The sequence below is a fragment of the Sphingomonas sp. Ell38C01 genome, from assembly GCF_055231975.1.
On the sequence record NZ_JBUYVA010000001.1, the window covers coordinates 1,306,131 to 1,321,790 of the forward strand.

The 15,660-nt window shown below is 68.5% G+C and carries 18 protein-coding genes; 12 read left to right on the forward strand and 6 right to left on the reverse strand.

Going from position 1 to position 15,660, the window contains the following annotated elements:
* Window positions 1–5 precede the first annotated feature (5 nt).
* Window positions 6–203 (reverse strand): NepR family anti-sigma factor, encoded by a 198-nt coding sequence (locus tag ACV7NO_RS06100; RefSeq protein WP_463405123.1) that lies wholly within the window; start codon window positions 201–203, stop codon window positions 6–8.
* A gap of 274 nt (window positions 204–477) precedes the next feature.
* On the opposite strand from ACV7NO_RS06100, the gene ACV7NO_RS06105 reads away from it, so the two are divergent.
* The 3 genes from ACV7NO_RS06105 (at window position 478) to ACV7NO_RS06115 (ending at window position 2,240) form a co-directional block, all read left to right on the forward strand.
* Window positions 478–1,281 (forward strand): response regulator, encoded by an 804-nt coding sequence (locus tag ACV7NO_RS06105; RefSeq protein WP_463405124.1) that lies wholly within the window; start codon window positions 478–480, stop codon window positions 1,279–1,281.
* 76 nt (window positions 1,282–1,357) lie between these two features.
* Entirely contained in the window at window positions 1,358–1,495 is a 138-nt protein-coding gene (locus tag ACV7NO_RS06110) for a hypothetical protein (RefSeq protein ID WP_463405125.1), read from the forward strand.
* Window positions 1,496–1,598: 103 nt separating this feature from the next.
* A complete protein-coding gene (locus tag ACV7NO_RS06115) occupies window positions 1,599–2,240 on the forward strand; it encodes a sigma-70 family RNA polymerase sigma factor (RefSeq protein ID WP_463405126.1) in 642 nt (213 codons plus the stop codon).
* A 79-nt stretch (window positions 2,241–2,319) separates the two neighbouring features.
* Here the strand turns inward: ACV7NO_RS06115 and ACV7NO_RS06120 are convergent, their stop codons facing one another.
* The gene (locus ACV7NO_RS06120) at window positions 2,320–2,499 is read right to left on the reverse strand and encodes a hypothetical protein (protein WP_463405127.1); all 180 of its coding nucleotides are present in this window, start codon (window positions 2,497–2,499) and stop codon (window positions 2,320–2,322) included.
* 87 nt (window positions 2,500–2,586) lie between these two features.
* On the opposite strand from ACV7NO_RS06120, the gene glnE reads away from it, so the two are divergent.
* The 8 genes from glnE (at window position 2,587) to ACV7NO_RS06160 (ending at window position 10,465) form a co-directional block, all read left to right on the forward strand.
* Window positions 2,587–5,250, forward strand: coding sequence for a bifunctional [glutamate--ammonia ligase]-adenylyl-L-tyrosine phosphorylase/[glutamate--ammonia-ligase] adenylyltransferase (glnE, locus tag ACV7NO_RS06125; RefSeq protein WP_463405128.1), 2,664 nt, complete (start codon window positions 2,587–2,589; stop codon window positions 5,248–5,250).
* Window positions 5,247–5,702 carry a peroxiredoxin gene (locus ACV7NO_RS06130; RefSeq protein WP_463405129.1) on the forward strand — a complete coding sequence of 152 codons (456 nt, stop codon included), beginning with the start codon at window positions 5,247–5,249 and terminating at the stop codon, window positions 5,700–5,702. The genes glnE and ACV7NO_RS06130 overlap by 4 nt, the downstream gene beginning before the upstream one ends.
* The gene (locus tag ACV7NO_RS06135; protein ID WP_463405130.1) at window positions 5,699–6,496 is read left to right on the forward strand and encodes a ferritin-like domain-containing protein; all 798 of its coding nucleotides are present in this window, start codon (window positions 5,699–5,701) and stop codon (window positions 6,494–6,496) included. Before ACV7NO_RS06130 ends, ACV7NO_RS06135 begins: the two co-directional genes overlap by 4 nt.
* 105 nt (window positions 6,497–6,601) lie before the next feature.
* Window positions 6,602–7,798 (forward strand): peptidoglycan DD-metalloendopeptidase family protein, encoded by a 1,197-nt coding sequence (locus ACV7NO_RS06140; protein WP_463405131.1) that lies wholly within the window; start codon window positions 6,602–6,604, stop codon window positions 7,796–7,798.
* A 168-nt stretch (window positions 7,799–7,966) separates the two neighbouring features.
* Entirely contained in the window at window positions 7,967–8,305 is a 339-nt protein-coding gene (gene erpA / locus ACV7NO_RS06145; protein ID WP_463405132.1) for an iron-sulfur cluster insertion protein ErpA, read from the forward strand.
* A gap of 24 nt (window positions 8,306–8,329) precedes the next feature.
* Window positions 8,330–9,100, forward strand: coding sequence for an exodeoxyribonuclease III (gene xth, locus ACV7NO_RS06150; RefSeq protein WP_463405133.1), 771 nt, complete (start codon window positions 8,330–8,332; stop codon window positions 9,098–9,100).
* A gap of 131 nt (window positions 9,101–9,231) precedes the next feature.
* Complete coding sequence (locus ACV7NO_RS06155; protein WP_463405134.1) at window positions 9,232–10,050, forward strand: transporter; 819 nt, start codon at window positions 9,232–9,234, stop codon at window positions 10,048–10,050.
* 163 nt (window positions 10,051–10,213) lie between these two features.
* Window positions 10,214–10,465 (forward strand): hypothetical protein, encoded by a 252-nt coding sequence (locus ACV7NO_RS06160; protein WP_463405135.1) that lies wholly within the window; start codon window positions 10,214–10,216, stop codon window positions 10,463–10,465.
* Window positions 10,466–10,507: 42 nt separating this feature from the next.
* Here ACV7NO_RS06160 and ACV7NO_RS06165 read toward each other — a convergent pair whose 3' ends face one another.
* Window positions 10,508–11,662, reverse strand: coding sequence for an N-acetyltransferase (locus tag ACV7NO_RS06165; RefSeq protein WP_463405136.1), 1,155 nt, complete (start codon window positions 11,660–11,662; stop codon window positions 10,508–10,510).
* A 142-nt stretch (window positions 11,663–11,804) separates the two neighbouring features.
* Here ACV7NO_RS06165 and ACV7NO_RS06170 point away from each other — a divergent pair, with 142 nt between their 5' ends.
* On the forward strand, window positions 11,805–12,893 hold the full coding sequence (locus ACV7NO_RS06170) for a fatty acid desaturase family protein (RefSeq protein ID WP_463405137.1): 1,089 nt from the start codon (window positions 11,805–11,807) through the stop codon (window positions 12,891–12,893).
* 4 nt (window positions 12,894–12,897) lie between these two features.
* Here the strand turns inward: ACV7NO_RS06170 and ACV7NO_RS06175 are convergent, their stop codons facing one another.
* The 3 genes from ACV7NO_RS06175 to lptF are packed head-to-tail and all read right to left on the reverse strand — an operon-like array spanning window position 12,898 to window position 15,580.
* Window positions 12,898–13,275 (reverse strand): hypothetical protein, encoded by a 378-nt coding sequence (locus ACV7NO_RS06175; RefSeq protein ID WP_463405138.1) that lies wholly within the window; start codon window positions 13,273–13,275, stop codon window positions 12,898–12,900.
* A 5-nt stretch (window positions 13,276–13,280) separates the two neighbouring features.
* Entirely contained in the window at window positions 13,281–14,372 is a 1,092-nt protein-coding gene (gene lptG / locus ACV7NO_RS06180; RefSeq protein ID WP_463405139.1) for an LPS export ABC transporter permease LptG, read from the reverse strand.
* On the reverse strand, window positions 14,369–15,580 hold the full coding sequence (lptF, locus tag ACV7NO_RS06185; protein ID WP_463405140.1) for an LPS export ABC transporter permease LptF: 1,212 nt from the start codon (window positions 15,578–15,580) through the stop codon (window positions 14,369–14,371). The genes lptG and lptF overlap by 4 nt, the downstream gene beginning before the upstream one ends.
* Window positions 15,581–15,660: the final 80 nt, after the last annotated feature.

Genomic DNA, 15,660 nt, shown 5'->3' on the forward strand with positions numbered 1-15,660 from the left:
GTGGCTTAATCGAGCTTTCCGAGGAGGGACAGCATTTCGTCGGGCACCTTCTCGTCGACCGTTCTCTGGTAGACAGAGCGCAGTGCCGATCCCATGTCGCGATCCTTGCTGTGGATCTTCGGGCTGCGCACCTTGGCATCGTTCGTCTTGGCATCGGCCCCTGGAGCGGCCGGGTTATCTGGAGAATTGGACCCCGAACGCAACGTCTACCCCCGAACCGCCCTGTCGGGCCCCTGTTGGCGCACGCGGCCTGTCGAAAGGCCACAAAAATCAGTCGGTGTCGAATGACACGCAGGACGATGAAACAAAAAAGCGCTTCGATGGTTCCAGACGCGTGACGAAAAAACGGTCGGGGGCGGGGTCTGCCGCGCCGGGACGGGGGACTCGTCGGCAGTGCCTTGGAATCAGGGCTTTGAAAATCGTGGCCGTCGCCTCCCGTTGCACAAGGGGCGTCGGCGCAAGGGAGACCGTATCTCGATGTCGCTTGGACAACAGCTTGCCCCGCATTTGCCCTTCCTCCGCCGATACGGCCGCGCGCTGACCGGCAGCCAGCAACATGGCGACAAATATGTGCGGGCGACGCTGGAGGCGATCGTCGCCGCGCCCGAGGAGTTTCCCAAGGACGTCGATCCCCGGCTGGGGCTGTACCGGATGTTCCAGGGGATCTGGAACTCGGCGAACTATGACGAAGTCGGTGACGAAAGTGCCGACGCCGAGGGTGCGGGCCAGGAGGCGGTGGCGCGCGCACGACTGGCGCGGATGACCCCGTTGTCGCGGCAGGCGCTGCTGCTGACCGCGATGGAGGGTTTCACCACCGAGGATGCGGCGTATCTGATCGAGGTCGACGATGCCGAAGTGGAGTCGCTCGTCGCCGAGGCGATGGCCGAGATCGAGCATCAGACGCGCGCACGCGTCCTCATCATCGAGGACGAGCCGATCATCGCGATGGATATCGAGACGATCGTCCGCGACCTAGGCCATGAACTGACGGGCGTGGCGGTGACCCGCGACGAGGCGGTGGCGCTGGCGATGCAGGATCGCCCGGGGCTGGTGCTGGCGGACATCCAGCTGGCCGACGACAGCTCCGGAATCGACGCGGTGAAGGACATCCTGGCCGAGTTCGACGTGCCGGTGATCTTCATCACCGCGTTCCCGGAACGGTTGCTGACCGGCGAGCGTCCCGAGCCGACGTTCCTCATCACCAAGCCGTTCCAGCGTTCCACCGTCAAGGCCGCGATCAGCCAGGCGCTGTTCTTCGACCAGAGCACGGTCCCGGCATAACGCCGATACGTCGCGAAACAGCAGGGTTCGTACCGGTCGGTACGGACCCAAAACGGTTCTGGAGGGTTGATACGCCATGGCCCAGGATAACGAACCCATTCACATCGACGCGGAAGACGCACGGTCCGGGGAAACCCGTGGCACGATGCGCTATGTGCTGGCGATCTCGCTGGTGCTGGTGATCGCGATATTCGCGTTTATCCTGTTGCGCTGACGCGACTATGTTGACGACACGGCTGGCGGAAACGCGGGCGCAACCCTATCTTGCGCGCTCCGGAGAGGCCGATCCCCGGCCCGACCGGAGCGGACGGAGCAGCATGACAGATACCGAACAGCGTGACGAAGACGATATCGCCGTCGCGCCCGTAGAGCATGTCTCGCTCTCCGATCCCGAGTTCAAGACGCAACTGGCGCAGGTGATTCCGCATCTGCGCGCGTTCGGGCGATCGCTTTCGGGCAGCCGCGATCTGGCGGACGATCTCGTGCAGGAGACGTTGCTGAAGGCCTGGGCGGCGCGCAAGCGGTTCCAGGCGGGCACGAACATGCGTGCCTGGACGTTCATCATCCTGCGCAACCTTTACCTTTCGCAAATGCGCCGCGCGCGGTTCAAGGGCGAGTGGGACGATCTGGTCGCGGACCGGATTCTCGCCGCGCCGGCGAGTCAGGACCGGCATGTCGAGCTGGGCGACATGCAGCGTGCGTTACTCCACCTGCCGCAGCCGCAGCGCGAGGCGCTGATCCTGGTCGGCGCGGGCGGGTTCGCCTATGAAGAGGCGGCCGAGATCTGCAACGTCGCCGTCGGGACGATCAAGAGCCGGGTGGCGCGCGGGCGCGTCGCCCTCGAGCAGATCCTAAGCGATGGATCGCTGCCGTCGCGTCGCGAACATCGCAACGAGGTGGGAATGACCGCGCTCGATACGATCATGGGCGAAGTCGACGATCTCAGTCGCGAACGGTAAAACGAGCAGTCGACGGGACTTAAGAGCGGTTCGACGGCGGTCGGGCCGCTCTTCTCGTGTTTGCGGCACCCTTGCGCCTTCAATGCCGTGCGGTGACGCGATCGATCGACTGGAGAAGACCGTCAAACTCGCAGGTCGCGGAAGCCGGCGCGTCGAAAACCTGGCGCAACGACAAACCGAGCGAGTCGCTGTCACGCGGGCGCGGAACGACATAGCCGTCTGTCGAGGCGCGCTGGCGGGAGGGGATCGAGCGGGTCATGCTGGATAGAACGGTCGGCGACGGGCATGGTTGCCTGTGTGGCGGCGATCGGGCGTGGCTGGTGACGGAAAGCGGCGGGACCCTTGCATGAGTGACACGGTGGCGGCGTTTGCTTCGGCGATCGTGCGGGCGCGCGACGAGGCGCCGTTCCTCGCGCTGCTGCTCGATCGCGAGCCGGCGCTGGCGGCGCAACTCGCGCAGGGCGAGGTGCCCCTGGTCGATGCCCTTGTCGAGCGGGATGCCCCGGTGGCGCGTGCGCTGCGGCTGGAGCGGCGGCGCGTGGCGCTGCGCGTCGCGATCGCGGACCTGGCGGGCGCATACGACCTGACCGCGGTGACGGGGGCGCTGACCGCGTTCGCGGATCGCGCGCTCGACACCGCGATCCGCGCCGCGATCAAGGAGCGGACGCCGGGGGCGGAGCCACGCGGATTCGCCGCACTGGCGCTGGGCAAGCAGGGCAGCTTCGAGCTGAACTATTCGTCCGACATCGATCCGATCCTGATTTATGATCCCGCCACGCTGCCACACCGCGCGCGCGAGGACGTGGCCGAAGCGGCGGTGCGGATCGCCAGGCGAGTCGTCGAGATCCTGCAGGCGCGCGACGGGGACGGCTATGTCCTGCGCGTCGACCTGCGGCTGCGCCCCTCCCCCGAAGTGACGCCGATCGCGATTCCGGTGGATGCCGCGATCGGCTATTACGAATCGCAGGCGCTCCCATGGGAGCGCGCGGCATTCATCCGGGCGCGGGCGTGCGCAGGGGACGTGGCGCTGGGGCAACGCTTCCTCGACGCGATCCGGCCGTTCGTGTGGCGGCGCAGCCTCGATTTCGGCGCGGTGGGCGAGATCCTCGACATCACGCGACGGATCCGCGACCACCATGCGCAGGGACAGGCATTCGGCCCCGGCTACGACCTGAAGCGCGGGCGCGGCGGGATCCGCGAGGCGGAGTTCTTCGCGCAGATCCACCAGATGGTGCATGGCGGGCGCGATGCGTCGCTGCGGGCGCCCGCGACGCGCGATGCGCTCGCGGCGCTGGCCCGGGCGGGGCGGATCGCGGCGGAGGATGCGGCGACGCTGGCCGCGAGCTACGAACGGCTACGGACCGTCGAGCACCGGGTGCAGATGATCGACGACCGCCAGACGCACGCGCTGCCGGTGGGGGACGCGCTCGACCGGGTCGCGCGGCTGGACGGCGTGGCGGACGGCGCGGCGTTGCTCGACACGCTGCGCCCGCACGTGACCGCCACCGCGCGGATCTACGACACGCTGGCGCCCGACGAGGGCGACTCGCTGTCGACCGATTCGGCGCGGCTGGCGGGGCAACTGGCAAAGGCCGGGTTCGTCGAGACGGACGGGGCGGTGCGGCGGATCGAGGCGTGGCGCGGCGGCGCGTACCCGGCGCTGCGCAGCCCGGCGGCGAAGGCGGCGCTGGAGGCGGTGCTGCCCGCGATCGTCGCGGCGTTCGCGACCGCGCCCGATCCCGAGGCGGCGCTGATGCGGCTCGACCGGCTGCTCGAGCGGTTGCCGAGCGCGGTCAACATCTTCCGCCTGCTGGAGGCGCGGCCCGCGCTGGCGACGCTGCTGGCGGCGATCCTGAGCCATGCCGAGACGCTGGCGGCGGAGCTTGGACGGCGGCCCGACCTGCTCGACGGGTTGATCGACGCGACCGCGTTCGAGCCCGCGGAGAGCGTCGAGGCGCTGTCCGCGCGGATGCGCGGGGGCGAGGATTACCAGGCGCAGCTGGAACATGTCCGCCGCGTCGTCGGCGAGACGCGGTTCGCGCTGGGCGCGCAGATCGTCGCAGGCGCGTCCGATCCGATCGACGTCGCCTATGGCTATGCGCGCGTGGCGGAGGCCGCGATCGTGACGCTGGCGGATGCGACCGTCGCCGAGTTCGCGCGGGCGCATGGCTGCGTGCCGGGGAGCGAGTTCGTGATCCTGGCGCTGGGGCGGATGGGCGGCGGCGCGCTGACGCATGCGTCGGACCTCGACCTGATCTATCTGTTCACGGGCGATTTCACCGCGGAATCGGACGGGGCGAAGCCGCTGGGCGCGACGCTCTATTACAACCGGATGGCGCAGCGGGTGACGGGGGCGCTCTCGGTGCCGACCGCGGCGGGGCCGCTCTATCCGATCGATACGCGGCTGCGGCCGTCGGGGACGCAGGGGCCGCTGGTCGTCAGCGTCGATTCGTTCGCGCGATACCAGCGCGAGGAGGCGTGGACGTGGGAGCACATGGCGCTGACGCGCGCGCGCCCCGTCTATGGATCGGCGGCGGCACGCGCGGCGCTGGCGGCGATCGTCGCCGACGTGCTGGCGGGCGCGCGGGCTGCGCATGACGTCGCGTCGGATGCGCGGCGGATGCGCGACGAGATGGCGGCGCACAAGCCGCCCGCGGGGCCGCTCGACGCGAAGCTGCTGCCGGGCGGGCTCGTCGACCTGGAGTTCGCGGTGCATGTGACGCAGCTGGTCCATCGAGCCGGGTTCGACCCCGATCTGGCGCGCGCGATCGATGCGCTGGCGGGGCAGGGGCTGATGCCGGAGAGGATGCGCGGCGCGCACGACGTGCTGACGCGGCTGCTGGTGACGCTGCGCCTGGTCGCGCCCGACGCGCAGCCGCCCGCGGAGGCGACGCGCGCCCTGATCGCGCGGGCGCTCCACCTGCCCGACTGGGCGGCGGTGGTTGCATCGTTCGCGGCGACCCGGCAGGAGGTCGCGCGCGTGTGGGACGGGATTGGAGAAGCGCGATGACCGAAGGCGATACGATACCCGACGTGACGGTGGTCGCGCCCGATGGCGCCGCGATCCGGCTGGCCGAAATCGAGGGGCCGCTGGTCGTCTATTTCTATCCCAAGGACGACACCTCGGGCTGCACGCGCGAGGCACAGGACTTTTCCGCGCTGGGCGAGGAGTTCGCGGGGGCGGGTGTGCGCGTGCTGGGGGTGTCGAAGGATACGCCCGCCAGTCATGCCAGGTTCGCGGCGAAGCATGCGCTGAGGGTGCCGCTGGCGAGCGACGAGGATGGCAGCGCGTGCGAAGCCTTCGGCGTGTGGGTCGAAAAGTCGATGTACGGTCGCACGTACATGGGGATCGAGCGCGCGACGTTCCTGTTCGACGGCGAGCGGCGGCTGGTGAAGGCGTGGCGCAAGGTGAAGGTGCCGGGTCACGCCGCCGCGATGCTGGAGGCGGCGAAGGCGGTGTGAGCGGTAGCATCGCCGCCGCCTGTCGCGCCGTTCTCGAGACGGCGGATCCCTATGCCAAGGTGAAGCGCGCCCGCGCCGTCGCGCGCCACTGGCGCGGCGGGCGACTGGCGCATGCGTTCGACGTGGCGATGCCCGCGGTGCCGGCGCGTCCCGATCGGCCAGAGCTGCTGCCGCCGCACCGGATGCCGCGTCGGGGCAAGGGCGGGTCGGAGCGCGGTCGCGTCGCGCTGATCCACGCGCTGACGCATATCGAGTTCGTCGCGATCGATCTGGCGTTCGACATGGCCGGGCGGTTCGGCGGCGCATTCCCGCGCGCGTTCGTCGACGACTGGATCGCGGTGGGCGCGGACGAGGCGATGCACTTCGTGCTGCTCGACCGGCGGCTGGGCGGGTTCGGCCTGCACTATGGCGACCTGCCTGCGCATGACGGGTTGTGGGAATCGGCGGTGGCGACCGCGGGGGATGCGATGGCGCGTCTCGCGGTGGTGCCGATGGTGCTCGAGGCGCGCGGGCTGGACGTGACGCCGGCGACGATCCTTCGGTTCGAAGGGGCTGGCGATACCGCTACCGCCCGGATCCTCGCGCGGATCCTCACCGACGAGATCCGGCACGTCCGCGCGGGCACGCGGTGGTTTACCCATGCGGCGGATGCCGCCGGGATCGACGCGCCGACTCACTGGCAAGCGTTGATCGCACAGCATTTTCGCGGGTTGATTAAGCCGCCGTTCAACGACTCGGCGCGCGCCGCTGCCGGTCTGACGCTGGATTACTATGCCGCGCTTGCATCGGGGTGACGGGGCGGGTCAGTAACCATCGTCCGGTGCGCGGGGGGCCTGCAAACCAGATCTTGTGAAGAACGGGGCCGTTCCGGCGCCGTCCGATGGGAACGCCTGAGGTTCATGACCAAGACGATCTTCGCGCCTGCGGCCACGCTGTTCACCCGGGCCCGCGCTCTTTTCGCCGCCAATCCGTTCACTGACCGCGATTTCATCCTCCACGACGGGCGTACGCTGCGCCGCTTCAAGGTGCCCGCGCGGGCGCAGGCGACGATCGCCGGCGTCGCGGCGGTGATGATGGGCTTTTCGGGATACGGCGTCGCCTCCGCCGCGCAGGCGAGCGGGCTGACGGCCCCGGCGGTGTCGCAGGCCCGGCTGGCGCAGATGGAGACGAAGCTGGGGCAGATGCGCGCGAAGGTCGCGACGATCCGTCATACCGCCGAGCTCCACGCGACCCGGATCGAGCATCGCCAGGCCCTGATCGCCGCCGCGCTGACCGGCAAGGGCGACGCGCGCAAGCTGGCGCTGGCGACGCTGGCGATCGACCCTGCGGCGGATCGCGTCGCGGCGCCCGCGATCGAGCCCTTCATGCAGGTCGAGCAGCGACAGCTGGCGCAGGCCGGGCAGGCCAAGGCGCAGCTCGACGCGCGGCTCGCCACCGCCAGCACCGAAATCCGCCGGCTGGGACTGAAGCCCGAGCGCGTGATCGCCAGGTCGAAATCCACCGCGATGGGCGGACCGCTGGTCGAGGCTGCGAGCGCCGAGGCGAGCGCGGACATCGCTGCCGACGCGCAGTTCCGCTCGCTGTTCCAGAGCTGGAAGAAGCTCGACCGGCTCGAGCAGGGCGTGATCGCGATCCCCTCGGTCCAGCCCGTCCAGCATCTGTCCTTCACCAGCAATTTCGGGATCCGCAGCGATCCGTTCCGCGGCTCCGCGGCGATGCATGCGGGCGTCGATATTCCCGGCCCGATCGGCACGCCGATCTACGCCACCGCGGACGGCGTCATCAGCCATGCAGGCCGGCAGGGCGGGTACGGCAACCTCGTCGAGATCAATCACGGCAAGGGCATCGCGACGCGCTACGGCCATCTCTCGAAGATCCTCGTCGCCGACAATGTCCGCGTGACGCGCGGGCAGCTGATCGGGATGATGGGATCGACCGGGCGCTCGACCGGCAGCCATCTCCACTATGAGGTCCGCATCGACGGGCACGCGGTGAACCCGGTGCCGTTCCTGACGACCGCGGACTATCTGCTCGCTGCGCAGGACCGCTCGGTTGCGGCGATCCCGGTTTCGACGGGGCCCGCGCCGCTCGATTGAGCTGAGGCCAGTCAGGTCCCGATTGCCCGTCCGTTTCGAGCGAAGTCGAGATATCACGCGCTACGGTCGTGGCACGCTTCCCGACTTCGCTCGAAACGAACGCGGTAAGGGGGGGGCGAGGACAGACCCGCCATTGCCGCATGCCCTTGCAAGGCCTATCTCTCCCGCATGGCCACGCTCGCACCCGATATCGCCCTTAGCTCCTCCGCCGCCGCGCGCGTCGCGGCGATCGCGGCGAAGCAGGGCAAGCCGGCGATCCTGCGCCTTTCGGTTGAGGGCGGGGGGTGTTCCGGGTTCCAGTACAAGTTCGGATTCGCGGACGCCGCCGAGGCGAACGACACCGTCGCCGAAACCGACGGCGTGCGGCTGGTGGTCGATGACGTCAGCCTCGATCTCGTCCGCGGATGCCAGGTCGATTATGTCGAATCGCTTGGCGGCGCGGCGTTCCGGGTCGAGAACCCGAATGCGGCCAGCGGCTGCGGCTGCGGCACCAGCTTCGCGGTCTGATCCTCCAGAATCCGGGACGCGGCCGTGAAGATCGTTACCTACAACGTCAACGGCATCAAGGCGCGGCTGCCGCGGCTGCTCGAGTATCTGGGCGAGGAACAGCCCGATATCGTCTGCCTGCAGGAGTTGAAGTCCTCCGACGAGACGTTTCCCGAAGCCGATATCCGCGGCGCCGGTTACGGTGCGGTGTGGCATGGTCAGAAGGGATTCAACGGCGTCGCGGTGCTGGCGAAGGGTATGGATCCGGTCGAGCGGCAGCGCGGGCTGGAGGGCGAGCCCGAGGATGAGCATAGCCGCTATCTCGAATGCGAGGTCGACGGACTGGTGGTCGCGTCGATCTACCTGCCCAACGGCAATCCGCGGCCGGGACCCAAGTTCGACTACAAGCTGCGCTGGATCGACCGGCTGCGCGCGCGCGCTGCGGCGTTGCTGGTGGAGGAGGCGCCCGCGGTGCTGGCGGGGGATTATAACGTCATCCCGAACGACGACGACACCTTCTCGGTGCGGGCGATGGCGGAGGATGCCTTGATGCAGCCCGAGAGCCGCGCAGGCTATCGCACGCTGGTCGCGCAGGGGTGGACCGATGCGCTGCGCACGCGGCATCCCAAAGGCGGGGTGTGGACCTTCTGGGACTATCAGGCGGGCGCGTGGGCGCGCGACGCGGGGTTCCGCATCGATCACCTGTTGCTGAGCCCGGCGGTGGCGGACCGGATGCTCGAGGCCGGCGTCGACAAGGCGCATCGCGGACGCGAGAAGGCGAGCGACCATGCCCCGACCTGGGTGCGGCTGCGATAGGATCGGTAGCGGTGTCTGCCGCTATCCCCGTCACCCCGGACTTGATCCGGGGGCCCGTTTTCTTCTTATCGAAGGATGCACCCGGTAGAAGCGGGGCCCCGGATCAAGTCGGGGTGACGAGGGGTAGGGCTATGGGGTCTATGGATATGGCGGGCATCATGCGCGGGCTGTCGATCGGCCTGGCACTCGTGGCGGCCGCTCCGGTCGCGGCGCAGGAGCGGGATTATTGTCCCGAGCGGCCCGGACTCGATACGCCGGCCTGCACGATGGCGAAGGGGCGGGTGTCGGTCGAGACCGGGTTCGCGGACTGGACGCTCGATCGGCAGAGCGATTCGCGTACCGATGGCATCGTCGCGGGCGAGACGCTGGTGCGTGTCGGGGTGAGCGACGCGATCGAGGCACGCGTCGGCTGGACGCCGTTCGGGCATGTCCGCACGCGGGACTTGGCAACGGGGGCGGTCGATACCGCGAACCGGGTCGGCGACGTGTCGCTGGGCGTGAAGGCGAACCTGCGCGACCCCGACGGATCGGGGCTGTCGATCGCGGTGCTGCCGTTCGCGACGCTGCCGGTGGGGCGGACGCCGGTGGGAGCGGGGGACTGGGGGGCCGGGTTCCTGGTGCCGGTGACGCTCGAACTGTCGGATCGCTGGGCACTCGACGCGACCCCCGAAATCGACGCCGCGGTCGACCAGGACGGACGTGGCCGGCATCTCGCCTATAGCGGGACGGCGGGCTTGGCCTATGCGATCGACAAGGCCTGGACGCTGACGGGCGAGGGGCAGGTGCTGCGCGACCGCGATCCCGGCGGCCGCTCGACGCAGGCGCTGGCGGCACTATCGCTGGCGTGGGCGGCGAAGGGCGACCTCCAGTTCGACGTGCTGGCGGCGGCGGGGCTCAACCGTGCAGCGCCCGATGTCGAGCTGTACGCCGGGGTGTCGCGACGGTTCTGACGCGGGTGGCGTAAAATCCCGCGGGTTGGGAGGACGCGCCGGATTCTCGCAAAGATTACAGATGTAGTCAAATGCAAGTCGTTGTAATCATTGGATACGAGTGTCTGGCACGGGTAATGCACTGATGCGGTCGTCGGCATGGTGCCGCACGGGAGCTTTTCCAATGACCGGTTCGTATCGTCTGTTCGTCGCGCTGGGATCCGCCGCGCTGGTTCTGGCGACCCCCGCGATCGCCGCACCCCGCGAGGCGCCCCCTGCGCCCGCTCCGGCGGCTGGCAATGTCGCGCCTGAGATCGCCAAGCCGCAGCGTTACTGCGTCAAGGGCGAGATGACCGGGACGCGCGTGCTGCGGACGGTCTGCAAATCGCGCGGCGAGTGGCAGGCTCAGGGCTACGACGTCAGCAAGTGGAAGTGATCGATCGGGCCGGCCCGCGCGTGACGCGGGCCGGTGCGGCGGTCACAGATCTGCGAGATAGACCTGGTAGACCTTGTTGACCCGGCTGTGGATCGTCTCGGCGATCGAGCGCATTCCCTGGTTGTCGTCGAGGATCCAGCCGATCTCGCCGCGCGTCGCACCATAACGGGTGATCGCGGCGAGGCGGATATATTCGATCATCATGAAGGCCAGCTGGCTGGCCATGCGCGACGATTGCAGCTCCTTGACGACCCCCATCAGCGGCACGCGCATCGTCTTCACCTGCGGTCGGCGCAGCCACAGCAGCAGCTTCGCCCAGCCGAAGGGCAGGAGCGAGCCGTTGAGCGGCGCGATCGCCTCGTTCAGGTCGGGCAGCGTAATCATGAACGCGACGGGCCTGCCGTCGAGCTCGGCGATGCGGATCAGGTCGTTGAAGACGATCGGCTTGAGCTTCACGCCGACATCCTTGATCTCGGGCGGGGTGAGGGGGACGAAGCCCCAATTGTCCGACCATGCATCGTTGAGGATCGACAGGATGATCGCCGCCTCTTCCTCGAACTTCGTCTTGTCGACCTCGCGGATGCGGATGCGCGGGTTCTTCTCGCCCGACTGGATGATCCGCTTCACGATCGGCGGAAACTCCTGCGTGATGTCGAGTTCGTAGGTCATCAGCTGCTTGACCGGGGCATAGCCCGCGCGCTCGATCCAGCCGCGATATTCGGGGCGGGCGTGTCCCATCATGATCGTCGGCGGATGGTCGTAGCCCTCGATCAGCAGCCCGGGTTCCTCCCAGATCGATTGCGAGATCGGACCCAGCGCGCGCGTCATGCCCTGCGCGCGGAGCCAGTCCTGCGCCTTGGCCAGCAGCGCGACGAAGATATCCTCGCGCTCCGCCTCCATCAGGCCCCATTGGCCGGTGCCGGGGCCGAATCCCTGCTCGGCGGGCATCTCCAGCGCGAGCGTGTCGATGTGCGCGGAGACGCGCCCGACGACGCGCCCGGCCTGCTCCGCTAGGAACAGTTGCGCCTTCGCGTGGCTGTACCACCCGTTCTTGGCGGGCGTGATGAGCCCGAGCGCCTCGCCCTTCAGCGGCGGGATCCAGTTGGGATCGTCCCGGTACAGCCGGAACGGCAGGTCGATAAAGGCCTTGCGGTCGCGTTTCGTCTCGACCGGGCGAATAGTGAAGGTGTCTGCCATCGATGCGTCCCCACGCTGCAATCCGGCGCGCTTCGTAACCGGCGCAGTCGATCATGGCGAGTGACGTTTCCGTCATCCATGTGCACGGCAGGCGGTGTAAAAGACACCGTATCGCCACTATCTTGGGCCAATGGATATCGGCATGACGACCTCGCTGACCCTCAATCGCGACACCGCGGCGACGCCACGTGTCGCGCTGCACGCCATTCCCGACGACAAGGCGATGCTGCGCGCTGCCGCGGAGTTGACGCGCGACCTGATCGCGCCGCGGCCGGGCATCTACTGGGCGGACCTGCTCGCGTCGGTGACGGCGGGGTACGGCGCGCTGGCGCTGGCGGTGCTGACGCCGTCGGTCGCGGTGGCGATCGCGGCGGGCATTGTGTCGGTGCTGGCGCTGTACCGCGCGATCAGCTTCATCCACGAGCTGACGCACGTGAAGCACGCGTCGCTGCCGCACTTCCGGCTGGGGTGGAACGCGTTGGTCGGGGTGCCGATGCTGACGCCCTCGTTCATGTACGAGGGGGTGCACAACCTCCACCACGCGAAGACGCGCTACGGCACCGCCGAGGATCCCGAATATCTGCCGCTGGCGCTGATGAAGCCGTGGACGCTGCCGCTGTTCATCGTGATCTCGGCGCTCGCGCCGGTCGGGCTGCTGATCCGCTATGCGATCCTGTCCCCGCTGTCGGTGATGATCCCGGCGCTTCGCAAGCCGGTGGTCGAGCGCTTCTCGGCGCTGGCGATCAACCCGTCGTTCCGGCGACGCATGCCGGAGGGCGCATTCGCGACGCAGTGGGCACGAATCGAAACCGTGGCGAGCCTGTGGGCGATCGCGCTGCTGACGCTGGTGGCGACGGGGGTGATCCCGGTGCGCGCGTTCCTGATCTTCCTGAGTGTGGCGTCCGCGGTCGCGGTGGTGAACCAGGTGCGCACATTGGTCGCGCATCTGTGGGAAAATGAGGGCGAGACGATGAGCGTCACCGCGCAGTATCTCGATACCGTCAACGTGCCGCCGCCGTCGATGCTGCCGATGCTGTGGGCCCCGGTGGGCTTGCGCTATCATGCGCTGCATCACCTGTTGCCGGGGGTGCCCTATCATGCGCTCGGCGAGGCGCACCGGCGGATCTCTGCGGTGCTGGACGCGGGATCGCCATACCACAAGGCGAGCTACAAGGGGCTGCCCGGGCTGGTGTGGAAGATCGCGCGGTCGACGATGGTGCGGCGGGGCTGAGCTCCTACCCGCCGCCGAGCCATGCGCGGATCGCGGCGAACCGCCCGACCGCAGCGATGACGAACGTGGCGTAGACCATGACACATAGGACGAAACCCTGCCTTGCGCGCCTGGCTGCATCGGTACGGGCCGCGTGCATGGCGTGGATCGCACACGCGCCCGTGAAGATGGCCCCGACCGGCAGGGCGAGGACGAATGTCCAGGTGCTTTCCCGCTGATGCCGTTCGCCGGATGCCGGCGGATAGACCAGCGCATAGGCGTCAGTGACGTTGGGGAGGCGATGAAGGAAATGAATCCCGGTCGCGAGCAAGACAATATCGATCGTCACGACGGCCATCGCGACGATCGCGATCGATCGATGGCGACGGACCGAGGCCAGCATCGGCGCTATTCCTCGGTGCGGATCAACACCGCTTCGCCGATCAGCAGGAACAGCAGGAACGGCGCCCAGGCGGCGAGGAAGGGGGGGTAGGCGCCCAGGCTGCCCATCGCGAGCGCGAAATTGTCCGCGACGAAATAGGCGAAGCCCAGCGCCATGCCCGCGACCGCGCGGACGAACAGCCTGCCCGAGCGCGCGATGCCGAACGCCGCGACCGCGCCCAGTAGCGGCATCAGCACCGCTGACAGCGGACCCGAAAGCTTGTGCCATAGCGCGCCTTCCAGCGCCTTGGTCGGGCGGCCCGACTCGGCGAGGTCGCTGATCGCGGCCTTGAGCGCGCCGAACGACAGCCCCTCCGCATCGACCTTGGCGAGCGTGAACTGGTCGGGGCGGACGCCGTTCGCGATCACGATCGCACCGACATTGGTGACCCGGCCGCTCGCGACCTCGAACCGTTTCGCCGGCGCGATCCGCCAGCCGCCGCCCGCGAACACGCCGCGCGGCGCGGTGACGATCGCCTGGAGGTTGCCGCCGGTACGGTCGTAGAGCGTGATGCCGCCAAGCTGCGCCGCAGTGCCGCGGCCGCGGATCTGATCGACCTGGATCAGGTCGTCGCCGTCGCGGACCCACACGTTGGTGCGGTCCCCGCGATCGATCGGGAGCGGACCGTAGGAGACGTTCTCCCACTGGTTGAGCGTCGCGGTGGCGCGGCTGACGATGCGGTCGTTGAACGCGAAGCTGAGGATCGCGACGAACACGCTGGAGACGAGCAAGGGCGCGAGCACCTGGTGCGCGGAGAGCCCCGAGGCCTTGAGCGCAATAATCTCGCTGTTCTGGTTCATCTGCATCAGCGTCAGGATCGTGCCGAGCAGCACCGAATAGGGCAGACCGAACGCAATCAGCTCCGGCCCGCGCAGCGATACGTAGCGCCACACCTCGCCCTGCCCGTTGCCCTGATAGGCGAGGATCCGCCCCGATTCGCTCAACAGGTTGAGCGTGAGCAGCACCAGCACCAGCCCGGCGAGGATGCCGAAGGTGCGCGTCAGGAACAGCCGCGCCATGTATATCGCGACGGTGCGCGAGGGGAAGAACGACGTCATGCCCCCGCCTCCAGCGCGGCACGGCGCTTGCGGCGATTGCCGGGCAGGCGATTGGTGACGAGCTTGGCGGCCTTGGAGAAGAACTTCTCCAGCCCGCCGATCGGCTGGCCGCCGGGGACGTAGGCGATGGTGTAGAACATCCAGCCGACGAGCGCGGCGAAGACGAGGAACGGCGTCCATAGCGCGATCAGCGGATCGACGCGGCCCAGTTCGCCGATGCCCGCGGCGTACTGGTTGATCTTGAAATAGGTGACGATCATCACGATCGCGACGATGACGCCGAGCGCCGAGGTCGACCGCTTGGGCGGGACGCCGAGCGCCAGCCCGAGCAGCGGGAGCAGGAACATCGTCATGACCTCGGTCACGCGGAAATGGAATTCGGCGCGGCTGCCGTCGCGCTGCGCCTCGGTCTGCCCCTGCTTGCCGAGCTTCGCGAGTTCGGGGAGCGTGTATTCGAGGCTGTCCTCGCCGCGGGTGCGGAAGCTTTCGAACTTGGGCAGGTCGATCGGCAGGTCGTGGCTGCTGAACGTCAGCGTGCGCGGCGCGACGAAGCCGGGGCGGTTGTGGATCAGCGTGCCGTTGGTAAGGCGGAAGATGATGACGTTGGGGTCGTCGGTCGCGAGGAACTGGCCGCGCTCCGCGGTGACGCCGAGCCAGTCGCCCTTGGGGGTCTTCGCATGGACGAAGATGCCCGACAGCTGACGCCCGCCGTCGCGACTTTGCTCGATCCTGAGCGTCATCCGGTCGCCCAGATGCGTGAACTCGCCGACCTTGATCGACGCGCCGAGCGCGCCGGTGCGCAGCTCGAAACGGAGCTGTTCATAGGCGTAGCGCGCGCGGGGCTGGACGAAGCCGACGATCGCGAGGTTGAGCAGCGCGAGCGCCACCGCATACATGTACGGCACCTTCAGGAGCTTGCGGTAGCTCATGCCGACCGCACGCATCACGTCGAGCTCCGAGGTGGTCGCGAGCTTGCGGAAGGCGAGCAGGATGCCGAGCATCAGCCCGATCGGGATGCCGAGCCCCAGATACTCCGGGAGCAGGTTCGCCAGCATCTTCCACACGACGCTGATCGGGCCGCCCTCGGTCGCGACGAACTCGAACAGCCGCAGCATCCGGTCGAGCACCAGCAGCATCGCCGCGATGATGAGCGTGGAGAAGAGCGGCAGCGCGATCAGCCGCGCCATGTAACGATCGATCGATGTCATGACGGCGTGGGCGGGCTCGGCTGCGGCGGGAAGCCCGATGCTATAGGCGGGGGATCGCGCGGCGTCAGCAGCGAAATCGG